This window comes from Alteriqipengyuania sp. (assembly GCF_964222115.1).
Lineage (GTDB): Bacteria > Pseudomonadota > Alphaproteobacteria > Sphingomonadales > Sphingomonadaceae > Alteriqipengyuania.
Window position 1 is genome coordinate 42,628 of sequence record NZ_CAXQBM010000012.1, and the last position, 16,529, is coordinate 59,156.

The 16,529-nt window shown below is 64.4% G+C and carries 11 protein-coding genes; 4 read left to right on the forward strand and 7 right to left on the reverse strand.

The features are described 5' to 3' along the window. Positions 1-63: 63 nt before the first annotated feature. Positions 64-3,498, reverse strand: a complete 3,435-nt coding sequence (locus ACEQXE_RS01490; protein WP_370177118.1) for a TonB-dependent receptor — start codon at positions 3,496-3,498, stop codon at positions 64-66. 155 nt (positions 3,499-3,653) lie between these two features. On the opposite strand from ACEQXE_RS01490, the gene ACEQXE_RS01495 reads away from it, so the two are divergent. The 3 genes from ACEQXE_RS01495 to ACEQXE_RS01505 are packed head-to-tail and all read left to right on the forward strand — an operon-like array spanning position 3,654 to position 7,773. Further along, the gene (locus ACEQXE_RS01495) at positions 3,654-5,228 is read left to right on the forward strand and encodes a tryptophan halogenase family protein (protein ID WP_370177119.1); all 1,575 of its coding nucleotides are present in this window, start codon (positions 3,654-3,656) and stop codon (positions 5,226-5,228) included. Then, positions 5,225-6,760 carry a tryptophan halogenase family protein gene (locus tag ACEQXE_RS01500; protein ID WP_370177120.1) on the forward strand — a complete coding sequence of 512 codons (1,536 nt, stop codon included), beginning with the start codon at positions 5,225-5,227 and terminating at the stop codon, positions 6,758-6,760. Before ACEQXE_RS01495 ends, ACEQXE_RS01500 begins: the two co-directional genes overlap by 4 nt. Next, positions 6,757-7,773, forward strand: a complete 1,017-nt coding sequence (locus ACEQXE_RS01505; RefSeq protein ID WP_370177121.1) for a cupin-like domain-containing protein — start codon at positions 6,757-6,759, stop codon at positions 7,771-7,773. Before ACEQXE_RS01500 ends, ACEQXE_RS01505 begins: the two co-directional genes overlap by 4 nt. On the opposite strand, the gene ACEQXE_RS01510 is transcribed toward ACEQXE_RS01505, so the two are convergent. The 3 genes from ACEQXE_RS01510 to ACEQXE_RS01520 form a co-directional block, all read right to left on the reverse strand. Further along, on the reverse strand, positions 7,760-9,226 hold the full coding sequence (locus ACEQXE_RS01510) for a tryptophan 7-halogenase (protein WP_370177122.1): 1,467 nt from the start codon (positions 9,224-9,226) through the stop codon (positions 7,760-7,762). The two genes, ACEQXE_RS01505 and ACEQXE_RS01510, sit on opposite strands and share 14 nt — an antisense overlap. Then, entirely contained in the window at positions 9,223-10,746 is a 1,524-nt protein-coding gene (locus ACEQXE_RS01515) for a tryptophan halogenase family protein (RefSeq protein ID WP_370177123.1), read from the reverse strand. The genes ACEQXE_RS01510 and ACEQXE_RS01515 overlap by 4 nt, the downstream gene beginning before the upstream one ends. A gap of 64 nt (positions 10,747-10,810) precedes the next feature. Then, the gene (locus ACEQXE_RS01520) at positions 10,811-12,187 is read right to left on the reverse strand and encodes a sugar porter family MFS transporter (RefSeq protein ID WP_370177193.1); all 1,377 of its coding nucleotides are present in this window, start codon (positions 12,185-12,187) and stop codon (positions 10,811-10,813) included. Positions 12,188-12,355: 168 nt separating this feature from the next. On the opposite strand from ACEQXE_RS01520, the gene ACEQXE_RS01525 reads away from it, so the two are divergent. Further along, a complete protein-coding gene (locus ACEQXE_RS01525; protein WP_370177124.1) occupies positions 12,356-13,921 on the forward strand; it encodes an aldehyde dehydrogenase (NADP(+)) in 1,566 nt (521 codons plus the stop codon). Positions 13,922-13,990: 69 nt separating this feature from the next. Here ACEQXE_RS01525 and ACEQXE_RS01530 read toward each other — a convergent pair whose 3' ends face one another. The 3 genes from ACEQXE_RS01530 to ACEQXE_RS01540 are packed head-to-tail and all read right to left on the reverse strand — an operon-like array spanning position 13,991 to position 16,529. Next, a complete protein-coding gene (locus tag ACEQXE_RS01530; protein WP_370177125.1) occupies positions 13,991-14,491 on the reverse strand; it encodes a DUF3299 domain-containing protein in 501 nt (166 codons plus the stop codon). A gap of 11 nt (positions 14,492-14,502) precedes the next feature. Continuing rightward, positions 14,503-15,849: an FtsX-like permease family protein gene (locus tag ACEQXE_RS01535; protein ID WP_370177126.1), complete on the reverse strand. Its 1,347-nt coding sequence runs from the start codon at positions 15,847-15,849 to the stop codon at positions 14,503-14,505. Next, on the reverse strand, positions 15,849-16,529 hold the full coding sequence (locus ACEQXE_RS01540) for an ATP-binding cassette domain-containing protein (RefSeq protein ID WP_370177127.1): 681 nt from the start codon (positions 16,527-16,529) through the stop codon (positions 15,849-15,851). The genes ACEQXE_RS01535 and ACEQXE_RS01540 overlap by 1 nt, the downstream gene beginning before the upstream one ends.

A 16,529-nucleotide genomic window follows, 5' to 3' on the forward strand; every position in this document is an offset into this window, starting at 1 on the left:
TTCCGCATACAAAACGGCCGCCATGCATTTCTGCATGACGGCCTTTTTACGCTCCGAAGGGAACTAGAAGTTGCCGCGGATGATGAAGGAGAACCGGCGGTCGTTCATGAAGTAGGAGCGCGGTGCCAGTTCATCCGGGTTGCCGGTGTAGGCCTGGCTCGTCTTGGTCACTTCGTTGAGCAGGTTTACACCCTGCACACCGATCCGGATGCCACCCGGCAGGTCAAACGCATCGCTTACGTTGAAGAAGAGCGACGCATCGAGCTGCCCCGTCGGCTCGTTGAAGATCGAGTAGTACGGGTAGATCACGTCCGATGCCGTCAGCAGGAAGCGCGAACGCCAGTTATAGGCACCCCTGACAGAGATCGGACCCTTCTCGTAGAACAGCGCAACGTTGTAGTTGTGCTTCGAAAGCTGTTCGAGCGGCAGGTTACCCGGCGGGATGGTCGACGGGTTGACCGCCGTTCCACCGTTCAGGAACGTGTTCGGCAGGCCTTCACTGTCGATATAGGTGTAGTTGGCCGACGCACCGAAGCCGTTCAACGGACCAGGCAGGAAGTCGAACGTCTGCTGGTAGGCAATCTCGAAGCCCTTCACCTTGCCGTGACCATCGAAGTTCGCAGGGCCGCGAACAGTAACCGTGCGCGTCTCGTCCGAAGCATTCGTGATCGTTTCCTGACGGACCGACTGGTAGAAGAAGTTCTCAATATCCTTGTAGAACGCGTTCAGTGTCAGCGAGCCGACCCGTGCAAAGTACCACTCCAGGCTGGCGTCGAACTGCCATGCAGTTGCGGGCAGCAGTGACGGGTCTCCTGCCGAAGCCAGGTAGTTACCCTCGGTATCGACGGTGGGCGTGAAGTAGTTGCGAATATAGCTGTTCTCGGGCCGCGAAAGCACCTTCGAACCGGCCAGACGCAGGATCAGATCGTCCGTCAGGCCAAACTTCAGGTTCAGGCTGGGCAGCAGGTACTCGTAGTCGTTGTAGCTGACATCGTAGGACAGGCTGCCATCCGCGAAGGCGCGCAGCGATTCATACGCTGTCTCGCCAATCGTACAAATACCGCCCGGGACGACTGTGCCGCCACCCAGTTCGGGCGGGCGGCTCCGCGGTGCGCAGCGCACCGAATACGGATCCGTCAGCCCCAGATCGTCCTGACTGCCGGGGCCCCGCGAGCTCGCCGAGCGAATATCGCTCCGCACGTACCGAAGGCCGACATTGCCGGAGAAACGCATTCCGCCAAAGTCATCGCTGCCGAAGGTGAGCATGCCGTAGAGAGCATAGTCGTCCTGGTCGATCGTCTGGATATCGCTCGGCAGATAGGGCGTGCCGGCAATCGCCTGTGCACGCTCGGCCAGGGGCATCCAGTCCACCGTCGCGCCCGACTGGACCGCCAGGTCCTGAATCGACCGGATGAAATTGATCGCACCGGCATAGTCGCCAACCAGGTCGCCCGAGTAGTAGTACGCACCTGGCGGGGGCGTGGTTTCGCCACGGAAGAAGTTGTCGAACTCGTAACGTTCCGAAGCATCCGCCGGTGTGTCGGCGAAGTTGATCGGGCGGCTACCGGTCCACACTTCGGACAGGCGACCCCAGTTATAGGTCGTGTAACGCACGTCCTGCTCACGCCCCTGGAAGCGGGCGCCGAACTTGGCACGGCGGATGAACGAGTCCTCGTCGAATTCGTAGTCGAGGTCGGCCGAGAATGCGAACTGTTCGCCACGGCTGTCTTCGGCGTGATCCATCGCCGCCCGCCAGAACTGGAAGCGCGGATCGCCGAAGTATTCGGCATCCGTCGCCGCAGCCAGATCCGGGCTCGGCGCGGACCACGTATAGCCGAGGTATTGCGGCTTGTGCGGTACGGCGACCGGGACGGAACCCGAGATATCGAGCTCCTGATCGGCAAACATCGAGCCGAACAGGCTGAAGTCCAGGTTTTCCTTACGCGACGTGGCATATTGCGCATCGACTTCGACCGTCAGGCGGTCGGTCAGCTCGGTACGCAGGTTGAGGCTGTAGTCTGTATTGGTGACTTCGTCCGCGACCTGCCGGCGGGCGAGCGAGAACTGCGAACCGCCGATCGGAACATAGGGCGAGCCGCCCGTGCCCAGCGTCGGATCGTAGTTGTTGGTGGCACCGCGCCAGCCGTTCGAGGCATCGACGATGTAACCCGACTGGAACAGGTTGTTCTGGTCGTAGATGAAATCCGTGAAAGCGCCGACGGGGCACTGCGCGCGCGGCGGAGTTTCGTCGTCCGGGTTGATCGCGCCATTGCCGTCGATCACGTTCGGGCCGTTGGCGTTCTGCTGGCAGCCGATCGGGTACGTGCTGTACTCGGTCAGGTCGGGCGCGGTCTCGTAAGTATACTCGCCCCAGTTATTGGTCGTGTGCGACCGGATGAATTCGGCCGTCAGCAGGGTGCGCTGATCGATCGATTCAAACTGGGCCGAAACGGCGATACCATCGCGCTTGCGGTCGAAGTTCTGCGTGCGGAACTGGCCACCAACCGGTGCGACACGGTAGTCGGCATAGTCGGCGAAGCCGTCTGCGCCGGCGCTGCCGAAGTTGCCGCAAGCTGCCCCGCCCGGAGGCAGGGTCATGGTGTCCTCGGCCGAGGGAAGCGGGTTGCGGCATACGAAACGATCGGTCGTGTTCGCAGTCCGCACAAGCGTTCCGTCGCGGGTCTGGTAGTTGGCGACCTGCATGCCGTCTGCGCGGCTCTTGATCTGCGAGAAGGAACCGCTGGCAAGAATGCCGAAGCGGCCGATTTCGGTGTCCCAGGTGTTGCTGACGAGCAACGAGCCGGTCGGCGTCCATTCCTTCTGGAAATCGCCGTAATTGGCTTCCGCGCTGAAACCGACATGGAAGCCGGGCCGGTCGAACGGCTTGCGGGTGTTGAGGTTGACCGTACCGGCAAGGCCGCCTTCGATCATTTCGGCAGTGGCGTTCTTGTTGATGATGACCGATCCGAGCAGTTCGGAGGGGACATCGGCAAAGTTCAGCGCCTGCCCACCAACGCCGGCGGCGAATGCCGTGCGGCCGTTGAATTCGGAACGGACGAAATTGAGGCCGCGAACGGTAACGCCCGAGCCTTCGACCGAGAAGTGATCGGGGTCGTTCGAACCGGCGAAACGGTTGATCGCGATCCCGGGGACGCGCTGCAGTGCTTCGGTAACCGAGCGATCGGGCAGCGCACCAATGTCTTCCGCGGTGATCGCGTCGACCACGGTATCGGCATCGCGCTTGATATCCTGCGAATTGGCAAGCGACTGGCGGATCCCGCTAACGACAAGGACGTTGTCGCCAACCGCCGTCGGCTCTGCGCCCTGCTGGCCCTCGCCCGCTTCCTCGGTCTCGGTCGTTTCCGGCCGGTCCTGCGCCAGCGCCGCCTGGCTGGTCAGCAAGCCGCCCAGCACCAGTGACGACGCACCAGCGCGCAGGAAAAAACGAATCTTGTCGAAATTGCGGTCAGCAGACCCGCCGTTAAGCGTCTTAGCCATATCGGCCACCTCTCCCCATGTTAGCGCTACCATACCACGGCAGTGCTTATCGTTATTATTGACCGAGCATATCGGCACATTCCGCCCTATGCAATAGCAGGCAAACAGATTAGCCTCGCGGGTGTTGCAAAGACGAAACAATAGGGGTCGAGGGAATGTCCGGGGCTGGTGGTATCGCTACCGCGAACCGCATAGAAAAGGTCGTCATCGTCGGGGGCGGAACTGCCGGGTGGATGGCCGCTGCGGCCCTGTCCCGCTTCTTCAACGATGGCCGACGCTCTATCACGCTCGTCGAATCCGATGCCATCGGCACCGTTGGCGTTGGCGAAGCGACAATCCCGCCGATCCGCAACTTCAACTCGATGCTCGACATTCCGGAGAACGAGTTTCTGAAGGCGACCAGGGGCACCTTCAAGCTCGGCATCGAATTCGTCGACTGGGGTCGCAAGGGCGATCGCTATTTCCACCCCTTCGGCGATTACGGCCACGACCTGCACGGCATCCCGTTCCACCAGCTCTACCTGCGCGAACTTGTCCGCAACCGGGATGGTGCCGGTGCGATCGGCGACTATTCGATGAGCACGGCAGCCGCTGGCCTGAGGCGTTTCGGGCGCCCCTCTGCCGGGGCCCGCTCGGCGATCTCCGAAATCAACTACGCCTTCCATTTCGACGCCAGCCTGTACGCGGCCTACCTGCGCAAACTGGCCGAGCGGCAGGGCGCGATCCGCCGCGAAGGCCGGATCACGAAGGCGCACCGCGATCCCGAAAGCGGTGACGTAGTGTCGGTCTCGCTGGAAGACGGATCGAACATCGAAGGCGACCTGTTTCTCGACTGCTCGGGCTTCCGCGGGCTCCTGATCGAGGAAGAGCTCGAGGCAGGCTACGAAGACTGGAGCCAGTGGCTGCCCGTCGACCGGGCCATCGCCGTTCCCACCGGCAATATTGCCTCGCCCGATCCGTTCACCCGCGCAACCGCGCATGGCGCGGGCTGGCAATGGCGCATCCCGCTGCAGCACAGAATGGGCAACGGGCACGTGTTCTCCAGCAGTTTCATGGACGAGGACGAGGCGCGCGATATCCTGCTGGCGAATATCGAGGGCGAAGTGCTGGCAGAACCGCGCACCCTGCGCTTCCTCACCGGGATGCGGAAGCAGGCGTGGAGCCACAATGTCCTGTCGTTGGGGCTGTCGTCGGGCTTCATCGAGCCACTCGAATCGACCAGCATCCACTTGGTCCAGAACGGCATCCAGCGCCTGTTCGCGCTGTTCCCGGACAAGCCGATCAGCCCGGTCGAGCGCGACGAATATAATCGCGGGATGCGCGACCTTTACGAAGACGTGCGCGACTTCATCATCCTGCATTACAAGGCGACCCAGCGCGGCGACACGCCCTTCTGGCGTCACGTGCGCGACATGGACGTGCCCGACAGCCTTGCCCGGAAGATCGAGCTATGGCGGCTTCACGGGCGCGTGTTCCGCGAGAATGCGGAACTCTTCGGACAGACCAGCTGGATCGCGGTGATGCTCGGGCAGAATGTCGAGCCGAACGCGTATGACGCGATTGCCGACACGCTGGACGAGCGCAAGGTGCAGGAGGCCATGCGCCAGATGCGCGATGGCTACCGCAGCACTGCCGAGCGTTTGCCCGGCCAGGAGGACTTCCTCCGCCGCGCCGGGGCCTGGGCCGAGGATGCGCCCGCACAACCGGCTGCCGTGGGAGGCGTGCGATGAACGGCGAACCGATCCGCAAGATCGTGATCGTCGGGGGCGGCACCTCCGGCTGGATGGCGGCGGCGGCAATCTCCAGGATCCTCGGCGATTTCCCCGGCATGTCCGTCCAGCTGGTGGAAAGCGAGGCCATCGGCACGGTCGGCGTGGGCGAGGCGACCATCCCGCAGATCCTCTCGTTCAACAACCTGCTCGGCCTCGACGAGAACGAATTCGTGCGCGAGACGCACGCGACCTACAAGCTCGGCATCGAATTCGTCGACTGGCTGCGCCCCGGGCATTCCTACGTCCATCCTTTCGGCCGCTACGGGATCGACATGATGGGAGTCGAATTCCATCATTTTTGGCTGCGCGGGCGCGCGCTGGGCAAGCGCGAGGAGATCGACGAATATTCGATCGCCGCGATGGCCGGGAAGGCGGGCAAGTTCTTCTGGCCGCAGCTGGGCAACCCGAACTCCCCGCTGTCGAAGCTGTCCTACGCATTCCAGTTCGATGCGAGCCGCTATGCCCGCTACCTGCGCACCATTGCGGAGAAGCAGGGCGTCGTCCGGCACGAAGGCAAGGTCGTCGAAGTCGTTCAGGATGGCGAGAGCGGTTTCGTCACTTCCGTGCAGATGGAAGACGGATCGCAGATCGAGGGAGAGCTGTTTCTCGACTGTTCGGGCTTCCGCTCGCTGCTGCTCGGGCAGGCACTCGGCGTGCCCTTCCGCGACTGGAGCAAGTGGCTGCCATGCGACCGCGCGGTGGCGGTGCCGTGCACTCTGGCAGGCGAGCACCAGCCGCTGACCCGCTCCACCGCCCGCCCCGCAGGCTGGCAGTGGCGTATCCCGCTGCAGCACCGGATCGGCAACGGCCACGTCTACAGCTCTGCGCATATGAGCGAGCAGGAGGCGACCGACCTGCTGCTCGCCAATCTCGACGGGAAGCCCTTCGCCGATCCCAACCCGCTACGCTTTACCGCAGGCCATCGCGAACGCGCGTGGGAGAAGAACGTCGTTGCACTAGGCCTCGCCGGGGGGTTCCTCGAACCGCTCGAATCGACCGCCATCCACCTTGTCCAGTCGGCCATCGCGCGCCTGATCGCTTATTTCCCGACCTTCGCGTTCGGAGAGCAGGAAATCGCGCGCTTCAATCGCGACACGGCGCGCGAATATACCGACATCCGCGATTTCCTGGTGCTGCATTACAAGGCAACCGAACGCGAGGATTCCGAATTCTGGCGCTATTGCCGCCATCTCGAACCGCCCGAAGGACTGGCCGAAAAGCTCGCCATGTTCCGTAGCTCGGGCCGTGTGATCCGCGAGCACGAGGAGCTGTTTACCGAAACCAGCTGGCTGTCGGTAATGGCGGGGCAAGGCATCGAACCGCAAGGGTATCACCCGGTCGCCGGTCTGCTCGACGAGGCCGAGACGCTCAAGCGGCTCGACCATATCCACTCAGTGATCGCGCAGGCCGTGTCGCAGATGCCGACGCAGGACGATTTCCTGGCCCAGCAAGGCAGCGCGATCCCGGCGACCGAACGCGTTCAGGCATGAGCGGACTGCCCTCCCCCCAACCCATCCGCGAGTGGGAGGGTGCGCCGGGCGATGCCTCGCTCGACGCGATCAGGGAGCTTGGCGAGCCGGTGGTGTTGCGCGGTCTGGTGGCCGACTGGCCATCGGTGCAGGCGGCAAGGACCGGCGATCGGGCCATCGTCGACTATATCATCGACGGCGGTGCCACCCGCCCGGTGGTCGCAATTGCCGCGCCACCAAGCGAGGGGGGGCGGTTCTTCTATAACGAGGCGCTGACCGGGTTCAATTTCAGGAAGGGCCAGGGACGCCTCGATGCCTTTCTCAGGGACCTGCTCAACGCTGCCGACATGCCCGATGCGCCGGGCGTTGCCGTCCAGTCCGAAATCATCTCCGAACTCCTGCCCGCATTCCATCGCGAGAACCGGCTGGCATTGCTGCCGCACGTCGAGCCGCGCATCTGGATCGGCAACCGGATCAAGGTTGCGCCGCATTTTGACATCAAGGAAAACATCGCCTGCTGCGTCGCAGGCCAGAGGCGATTTACGCTCTTCCCGCCCGACCAGACGCCCAATCTCTATCCCGGCCCCTTCGAACTGACCCCGGCCGGAACGCCGGTGAGCATGGTCGATTTCACTGCGCCGGACCTCGCGTCATTTCCCCGTTTCGAGGATGCGTGGGCGAGCGCGCGGCAGGCGACGCTCGAACCCGGCGATGCACTCTACATCCCCTATTGCTGGTGGCACGGGGTGGAATCGCTCGCGTCGGTCAGCATCCTCGTGAATTACTGGTGGACCGAGGGACAGCCGCAGGGGATCGGCCAGCCTTACGACGCGCTGCTGCATGGCATCCTGGCCTATCGCCACCTGCCACCCGATCAGCGCGCGGTGTGGCGGCATATGCTGGACTATTACATCTTCGAACGTACCGGCGATCCGGCCGCCCACCTGCCCGAGCATGCGCGCGGCGTGCTCGGCGCACCCCAGCCGGGCCTGTTCGAGCAGATTCGCGCGATCTTGCGCTCTACGCTGGGCTAGGCTGCGTGACCGAAGCCATCCACCGCGCATAGGGCGGCGCGACCTCCAGCGCCTGTCGCGCCATCGTGGCAAACTCGGCCTGCGCAGCCTCGATTGCGCGCGGGTCTGTATCGGTCTCCTGCGGGGTCGTACCCCGCTCGAAGCCGAGCGCGCCGAGCAGCTCCATCTGCTCTTCTTTGAGTAGTGCGGATTCCTCGCGGAATGGCAGGCGTCCGCGTCGCGCAAACTGGTCGAGCGCAACCTTCACCGGCTCGGGTGTTTCGACATCGCCGAACACCTGCCGCGCGCGCGGCGATGCGTAGTATAGGGAGAGCAGATCGCGCACCCCGTCGATCATCAGCCCCGCCCGGCGGTTATATTCCGCCCGTTCGAGCGGGTGGATATCGCGCCCGGGCAGCAATTCGAGCAGCAGCGCGAGCTGGCGGTGCGCGAGGTCGAGGTTGAAGTTGCCGAGCGGCTCGAACTGCGCGCTGGCATCGCCGATGGCGATGACATTGCCGACCCACGGCTGCTGAATGCGACCGGGCGCAAGCGGGAAATCGGCAACCTGTTCGGCCCCCAGCGCCTGCACCGCGTCCCCGTCGCTCACGCCCTCGCCCACCCCGAGCATGGTCTGCAACCCGTCGCGTCCGGCGAGTTCGATCAGCCAACCTGCATCGAGCAGCGTCGTCCGATCTTCCAGCGCGAGCATCGCCTGTCCCGGCGGCGCGACAAGAATGCGCCGGGTCGGCAGTGCGGCGGACCAGTCGATGATCGCGAACCCGGGCAAGGCCGAAGCGAGCACCGCCGCCGAGCCGCTGCAATCGACGAACAGGTCGGCATCGAGCCAGCCCTGCCCCTCCATCATCAGCCCCGAGATGCCCCCCGAACCATCGCGCTCGATAGTTTCGATCCGGGCGTGGACATGGCCGATGCCGAGGTGCTGCGCGAACTGGATCAGCAGGTCGCGATAGGCCTGCGGGTTCCAGCGCAGCGCATACTCGACGCTGGAGAGCGGGTTGTCGCGGTCGGTCGGCGGAGGCGCAAAACGCCCTGCATCGGCCAGCACTTCGGCCAGCGACCCGGCGGGGCGCTGCTCGCCGACATTGCGCGGTCCGCGGCCCCAGTCGCGCGCGAACCGGGTATGCAGGCCGGGGCTGCTCGGCCCGCCATGCGTGAAGACGCCCTGCTGGCCTTCCTCGCCCCAGCCGAAAGTGCGCGTGGCCAGCCGATGGCTGCCGCCCGCGCCCAGGATCAGCCGTGCCTCGTCGATCTCCAGCCGCTCGTGCAGCTGGTTGGTGAACGGCAGCGCGGTCGCGGCGAAATCGGCAAACGAAGGACCCTGCGGCGCGAGTGCAACCACCACGACTTCTGTGCCGGGCAAGGCACGGCGCAGCCCGATGGCGCTCAGCACGCCGACCGGGCCGCTGCCGACCACGACGATCCGGCGTAAGGGTTCGCGCGCTTCGCTCATGATGCTGCGGCCAGCCGCGCCGCCTCTGCGTGTAGGTATTCGCGGTGGTTCGGCATGCGCGATACTTCGCTCGCGATCTCCTGCTGCAGGCGGTCGGCCGCAGCCTTCAGCCGCGCGGGATCGACTAGCCCCGTGCGCGCGTCGTGCCGTCGCGGCAGGTACCCCTGCCCGACATAGACCGCGATCCAGCTCGCATCGTAGAACAAGCCGTCGGAGTATTTTTCGATCCGGCCCGCCTCGCGCCAGAGTTCAAGCTTTTCGGCAAGACTGTCCGGCACGTCCATCGTGCGGACATGGTTCCAGAATTCGGAATCGCTGCGCGTCGTCGTATGGTAGTGCAGGATCAGGAAATCGCGCACCCGGTCGTATTCCATGTCGACCAGCCGGTTGAACTCGTCGCGGTCGGCGGGTTCGATCTGGCCGCCTTCGGGGAACAGCTCGATCAGGTAGGTAATCGCCATCTGGGCGAGGTAGATCGAGGTGGATTCGAGCGGTTCGAGGAAGCCGCTCGCCAGCCCGACGCCGATGACGTTGTGGCTCCACGAGCGGCTGCGCCGCCCAGGGCGGAACCGCAGGATGCGCGGATCGGCCAGCGGCTCACCTTCCGCCGCCCCGCGGATCGCGTCGCACGCTTCCTCTTCGGAGATATGCGCGCTGGAGAATACGTAGCCATTGCCCATCCGGTGCTGGAGCGGGATCTGCCAGCGCCAGCCTGCGGGCATGGCAGTGGCGATGGTATAGGGCCGGATATCCTCGCTCGCGTGGGTGCACGGCATCGCCGCCGCGCGGTCGCACGGCAGCCAGTGGGTCCAGTCCTCCCACTCGACATCGAGCTCCTGCCCCAGCAACAGCGAGCGGAAACCCGAGCAGTCGATAAAGAGGTCGCCTTCGATCCGGCGCCCGTCTTTCAGCAGCAGCGCGGTCACATCCCCGCTGTCGGCGTCGCGTTCCACTTGCGTGACCAGCCCTTCGTGCCGCGTCACACCGATGGACTGGCCGAAGGTCCGCATGAATGGGCCGAACAGCGTCGCGTCGAACTGGTATGCATAGCCGTAGGTCGATCGCAGCGACATGTCCTGCGCGGGCGGCTCGAAACGGTTGGCCAGCGCCGCCGCGACGCACAGCGAGTAGTCGCCAAGCGGCCCGGCCAGGCCGCGCCGGTTCAGTTCCAGCCAGTAGTGGTGGAAGCCGACCCCGGCCAACTCTTCCCCGAAAGACCCGAAGGGGTGGATATAGCTTTCGCCGATCCGCCCGAAATCGCGAAAGTCGATCCCCAGCTTGTAGGTCGCGTGGGTCGCCTTCATGAATTCGGCTTCGTCGATACCGAGGCTTTCGACGAAGCCGCGGATATGCGGCAATGTCGCTTCGCCGACGCCGACGATGCCGATGTCCTCGCTTTCGATCAGGTCGACCGATACCTGGCCGTCCAGCAGGCGGGCAAGACTGGCGGCAGTCATCCACCCGGCGGTGCCACCGCCCAGCACCACGACCCTTACAGGCTTGCGCGAAGATTCGGTCATGCCGGCCATCGTGCCTCGCCAATCCCTCCGGGCCGCCCGCATATGCGAAGCGGCCCGATAGAGACTAGCCCTGCATGTCTTCCAGCTCGACGCCCTTGGTCTCGCGGACCATGAGCCACACGAAGATCACGGAGACCGCCGCGCTGGCGGCATAGAAGCCGTAAGCACCGGTCAGGCCGATCGTCGCAAGCATGATCGGGAAGGTCATGGTAATCCCGAAATTGGCAATCCACTGGGCAAAGCCGCTCACCGCAAGGCCGGATCCGCGGATCTGGTTGGGGAACATCTCGCCCAGCATCACCCACATCACCGGGCCCCAGCTGAAGTTGAAGAAGGCAACATAGGCATTGGCGGCGACCAGCGCGGCCAGGCCGGCATCGTCCGACAGGGCGAGTTTCCCGTCGACCAGCTCCCCGCTCATGAACGAAACCGCCATGATGCCGAGCGTGATCGCCATGCCGATAGAGCCGATCAGCAGCAGCGGCTTGCGCCCGATCCGGTCGATCAGCAGGATCGCGAGGATCACCGCACCGATCGAGATCGAGCCGCTGAGGATATTGATCTTGAGCGCGTCGCTCTCGCTGAAACCGACCGCCTGCCACAGCACCGCGCCGTAATAGAACACGACGTTGATCCCGACGAGCTGCTGGAACACGGCAAGTCCGATGCCGGTCCACACGATGGGGCGGATCTTGCCGCGCGTTTTGTCGACCAGATCGGACAGGCGCGGACGGTGATCGCTGGCAAGCGATTCTTCGATCTCACCCACCTTGCGCTGCGCAAAGGCATTGCCGAACAGGCGTTCCAGCACGCCATGCGCATCGCCCTGGCGCGACCGGCTAACGAGGAAGCGCGGGCTTTCCGGGATGAACAGCAGCGCGATCAGGAAGATCGTCGCCGGCACCAGTTCGATCCAGAACATCCAGCGCCATGCCTCGAAACCCAGCCAGAACTCCTGGATGGAGGAGCCTGCGTATTCGGCCAGCAGGTAGTTGGATAGAAATGCAGCAGTCAGGCCGATGATGATCATCACCTGCTGGAGGCTGGAAAGCCGCCCGCGAAGGTGCGCCGGCGTGACTTCGCTGATGTAAACGGGCGCGAGCACGCTGGCTGCGCCGACCGCGAAACCGCCGATGATCCGGTAGATCACGAACTCGGTAGAGCTGCCCGCGATACCCGACCCATAGGCGCTGACAATAAAGCAGACCGCCGCGATCAGCAGCGTCTTCTTGCGCCCAATGACGTCGGCCATCCGGCCCGCGAAGAATGCGCCAACCGCGCAGCCCAGCAGCATCGATGCGACGTTAAAGCCGGTGCCGACATCGTCCGAATTGAATGCGAGGCGCAGCCCGTCGACCGTACCGTTGATCACCCCGCTGTCGAACCCGAACAGAAATCCGCCCAGAGTCGCGACCAGCACGATCGCCGAAATCAGCCCCATATTCGGGGCATCATGTGCCTTGTCCAATGTTCCGCTCCCTATCCCGGTTGCATGACCGGTTGTTTATGTTAGCGCTACCTACAACGCAGACCGGCGCCAGCGCAAGCATACTTTGCGTGCCCGCGCCGGTCGATCTTAGCCGAACCGATATGAGATGGGAGAGTGCGCGTGACTTTGACCGGTGAGAATTTCGTGGCCGGGGAACGCCGGGCCGGAACTGCGACCTTTCAGGCCCGCGATGCCGCCAGTGGAGAGCCCTTCGGGGAAAGCTTCGCTGCGGCCAGCCCGCAGGACGTAACCGATGCGTGCAAGAGGGCAGCTACGGCGCAACGCGACTATGCCACGCGCCCGCTGGCGGAGCGAGCCGCCTTCCTGCGACTCGTCGCGGAAAAGATCGACGCGCTGGGCGATACGCTGACGCAACGTGCGATGAAGGAAACCGGCTTGCCCGAAGCGCGCCTCAACGGGGAGCGCGGGCGGACCGTCGGCCAGCTGCGCCTGTTCGCCGCCGAGGTGGAGAACGGCGCGTGGCAGGCGTTGCGCATCGACCATGCCGATGCCGACCGCACGCCGCCCAAGCCGGACCTGCGCCTGCGGATGATCCCGCTCGGCCCGGTCGCGGTGTTCGGCGCATCGAACTTCCCGCTCGCCTTCTCGGTCGCGGGTGGCGACACCGCCTCCGCCCTCGCCGCGGGGTGCTGCGTGGTCGTAAAGGGCCACCCTGCCCACCCCGGAACCAGCGAGCTGGTCGCAGGCGCGATCGCCGATGCGGTGGCCGAGGCAGGCTTGCCAGCAGGCGTATTCTCGCTCCTCAACGGGACTGAGAATGCGCTGGGCGAAGCGCTGGTGAAGGACCCGCGCATCGCTGCGGTCGGCTTCACGGGCTCGCGTGGCGGCGGGCTCGCGCTGATGAAACATGCCGCATCGCGCCCCGTGCCGATCCCGGTCTATGCCGAGATGAGCAGCGTCAATCCGGTCACCCTGCTGCCTTCGCGCCTTGCCGAAGCGCCCGAAGACCTCGCCCAGGCCTATGTCGGTTCGCTGTCGATGGGCGCAGGGCAATTCTGCACCAATCCCGGCATCGTGCTGGCCATAGAGGGCGAGGCGCTGGACAGGTTCGTTTCCGCCGCCGCCAAGGCGCTGCCCGATGTGGGCGGTCAGACAATGCTCACCACCGGTATCTCTTCCGCCTATGCCGAAGGGGCGAAGCGCCTGTCCGAGCGTAGCGGGGCCGAGCTTGTCGGGCTGGGCGAAGAGGCACCGGGCACCTGCGGACGCGCACAGGTCTACACCGTCTCGGCCGACGCATTCCTTGCCGATCCCGATTTCCAGGAAGAGGTTTTCGGCCCCGCATCGCTGATCGTGCGCTGCACGGATCTCGATCAGGTGGCGCAGGTCCTCTCGGGCATGGAAGGCCAGCTGACGACCACGCTGCACATGAACGAGAGCGATCACGAGGCTGCGGCGAAGCTGATCCCGGTGCTCGAACAGCTCGCCGGGCGCATCATTGCCAATGGCTGGCCCACAGGCGTCGATGTAACCCATGCGATGGTCCATGGCGGGCCCTTCCCCGCGACATCGGACGGGCGCAGCACATCGGTCGGCACGCTGGCGATCGAGCGCTTCCTGCGCCCCGTTTCCTATCAGGACATGCCGGCGGCGCTGCTGCCCAACATCCTGCGCGAAGGGGTCCAGGGCACGCTGCGCCGCGTGGATGGCGAATACCGGCTGTAGCCGGAAACGAATAAGGGGGAGGCAGCATGGCCGCCTCCCCCCTGATCCTCTGGTCTTGCCGCAACCCGATCAGCCGGGCCGCGCCGCCTTCAGGCGATAGAAAATGCCGCTTTCATCGTAGCCGGTCAGTTCCAGCACGCCGCTGACCACGAACATCTTGCTCTCGTTGGTCTGGAAGGATTTGTCCGCGTACACTTCGATGAACTGGTTGGGCGCAGCATGGAAATGGTACGGGCACCCGGGAGGGTAGCCGAGCAGCACGAAGTGCTTCTGCCGCGATCCATTCTCGAGCGGCATCATCCAGCCGGCGACCTTGATCCGCTTGCCTTCGAGCGATTTCACCTTCGACGTGAAGATCGGCTTTGAAACAATGTAGCCCTCGGAGTCCTTGCGAGTGCGCTCTCCGGTCGCCTCAAGCGTTTTCCAGGAGACACCGCCCTTGGGCGTTGCGGCGGGCTTCCAGATATCTTCGACCTGTCCACCCGATTGCATGGCCACCACCGGGGGCGCCGAAACAGTTGTGACGGACAGGGACGCGATGGCTGCGATAGTCAGCGTGCGTTTCAACATGTGTGGCTCCGCTATTGCGAACGACTGAGCGTATGGACCGGATCGAGGCGATAGACGCGCCATGCCGGGATCAGCGCTGCGATCGCCCCTATAGCAATCACCGCTGCACATAACATGAATTCTGCCGGCATGATATCGACGGCCGAAATTCCCAGCTCGCTCATGACCGGGAAGGCAGAGCTTGCCACGGCGATCAGCACATGCGCCAGCAGCAGGCCCGTCAGCGCGCCCATCGCGGCGGTGATGACGCCTTCCATGATGACCGTAGCGAACACCTGGGATCGGCTGGCCCCCATGACGCGCAGCAGCGCCAGATCGCCTTCGCGATTGCGCGCCATGTTCAGCAGCGCAACGAAGATCGCCAGCCCGCCCGTCAGCGCGAGCAGCCATGCGAACAGCCGGATCCCTTCGATGCTGGCACCGACCAGCCCGAGCAGGCGGGCCGTTTCCGTGGCCGGCACGGCAGCTTGCAGTTCGGTCTGTCGATTGACCATGGAAGGAATGCGGATCGCGCCCGATGCATTGCGATAGCTCACCAGCAATGCGGTCAGTTCGGGCTCGAGCTCCTGCGAAGCAGCCTGTAGAACCGGACGACGATCGGAAGCAGCCTGATCGCCGGGTTCGCCAGCCCTGTCTTCATCGTGCGCTTCTGCATCGTGCTCATGCGCATGCTCTTCTTCGGAATGGGCATCCTCGGCGTGGTCATGCCCCTCATGCTCATGGGCGTCGTGGTCGTGATCGTGTTCGATCCCGTGAACGTCCCACACGCTCTCGACCGAGGTCAGGATCAACCGGTCGGCCACACCGCCGGTGGGTTCCAGGATTCCCACCGTGGTGAAAGGCGCATGTTCATGGCCCTGCGAGTCATCCTCGGCCAGTCCGTGAGAGCCGATGAACCTTTGCCCGAGTGTCGCGCCGGTCGTCTTGGCAACGTCCGCTCCAAGGACGGCCTGCATCGGGGCATCAAAATATGCCCCCTGCGCCATCTCGAGCGAATATTGGGCGATGAAATCCTCATTGGTGCCGACAATCCGGTACCCTTGGAAATTGTCGCCAAGCGCCAGCGGCACGACCCGCCCCACCGCCGGATCGCGTCGCAAGAGCTCGATACTGTCGCCGGGAATGTTCCCGGTCGGCTGGTCGATATGGAACACGCTCGACATGATCAGCTGCAGGGGCGAACCCTTGGCGCCGACCACCAGGTCGATCCCTTCCGCATCGCGTTGCAGCCGGTCGGTACCCTGCTGCCCCAGCTGCATCAGGAGGATCAGCATGGCGACAGCGATCGACAGCAGCAGCACGTTGAGCGCCGTGGTGAGCGGTCTGTCACGCAGATAGGCCCAGGCAAGACTCAGCATCAGGCAGGCACTCCCTGCGCGGTCGGACTGTCGGCCAGTTTGCCGCTTTCGAGCCGCAAGGTGCGCGAGAAATAGGGTGCCAGCCGGTCGTCATGCGTGGCGACCAACAGGGCAGTGCCCGCTTGCTCCGAGAGTTCCAGCAACAGTTTCGCAACCGCCTCTGCATTGACATGGTCGAGCGCGGATGTCGGCTCGTCGGCAATCAGCAACTTGGGCTTGACCACGATTGCGCGGGCAATTGCGGCGCGCTGCGCCTCGCCCTGGCTCAGTTCGGACGGGCGGGCGTCGGCCCGGTGCGTAATACCGAGGCGCTCCAGGGTCTCGCCAATCATGCCCTCGTCGCTCGATCCGGTCTGTAGCCGCTGCGCAAGCGCGAGGTTGGAACGCAGGCTGAGGGCGGAAATCAGGCGCAGGGTCTGGAAGACAATGCCCAGGTTCTTCCGCCTGACCTCGTCTCCCGCAGCGCTTCCGTCCGCTGCCGCAATCGGCACCCCATCGACCAGGACGGTGCCTTCGTCGGGCGACTGGAGCCCGCAGACGATATTGATCAGCGTCGATTTACCCGAACCCGAAGGCCCTAGCAGGAGGACGCGCTCCTGCGGGGCGAGTTCGAAAGTGGCTCCGCCAAGTACGCGAACACCACCATACGCCTTGCCGACGTTGGAGACGGTTAGCAGCAT

What these genes read in the sequence shown, in the direction of transcription:
- ACEQXE_RS01490 (WP_370177118.1), bottom strand. Translation starts at nt 3,498, where the DNA reads ATGGCTAAGACGCTTAACGGCGGGTCTGCTGACCGCAATTTCGACAAG.
- ACEQXE_RS01495 (WP_370177119.1), top strand. Translation starts at nt 3,654, where the DNA reads ATGTCCGGGGCTGGTGGTATCGCTACCGCGAACCGCATAGAAAAGGTC.
- ACEQXE_RS01500 (WP_370177120.1), top strand. Translation starts at nt 5,225, where the DNA reads ATGAACGGCGAACCGATCCGCAAGATCGTGATCGTCGGGGGCGGCACC.
- ACEQXE_RS01505 (WP_370177121.1), top strand. Translation starts at nt 6,757, where the DNA reads ATGAGCGGACTGCCCTCCCCCCAACCCATCCGCGAGTGGGAGGGTGCG.
- ACEQXE_RS01510 (WP_370177122.1), bottom strand. Translation starts at nt 9,226, where the DNA reads ATGAGCGAAGCGCGCGAACCCTTACGCCGGATCGTCGTGGTCGGCAGC.
- ACEQXE_RS01515 (WP_370177123.1), bottom strand. Translation starts at nt 10,746, where the DNA reads ATGACCGAATCTTCGCGCAAGCCTGTAAGGGTCGTGGTGCTGGGCGGT.
- ACEQXE_RS01520 (WP_370177193.1), bottom strand. Translation starts at nt 12,187, where the DNA reads ATGGGGCTGATTTCGGCGATCGTGCTGGTCGCGACTCTGGGCGGATTT.
- ACEQXE_RS01530 (WP_370177125.1), bottom strand. Translation starts at nt 14,491, where the DNA reads ATGTTGAAACGCACGCTGACTATCGCAGCCATCGCGTCCCTGTCCGTC.
- ACEQXE_RS01535 (WP_370177126.1), bottom strand. Translation starts at nt 15,849, where the DNA reads ATGCTGAGTCTTGCCTGGGCCTATCTGCGTGACAGACCGCTCACCACG.
- ACEQXE_RS01540 (WP_370177127.1), bottom strand. Translation starts at nt 16,529, where the DNA reads ATGCTGCTAACCGTCTCCAACGTCGGCAAGGCGTATGGTGGTGTTCGC.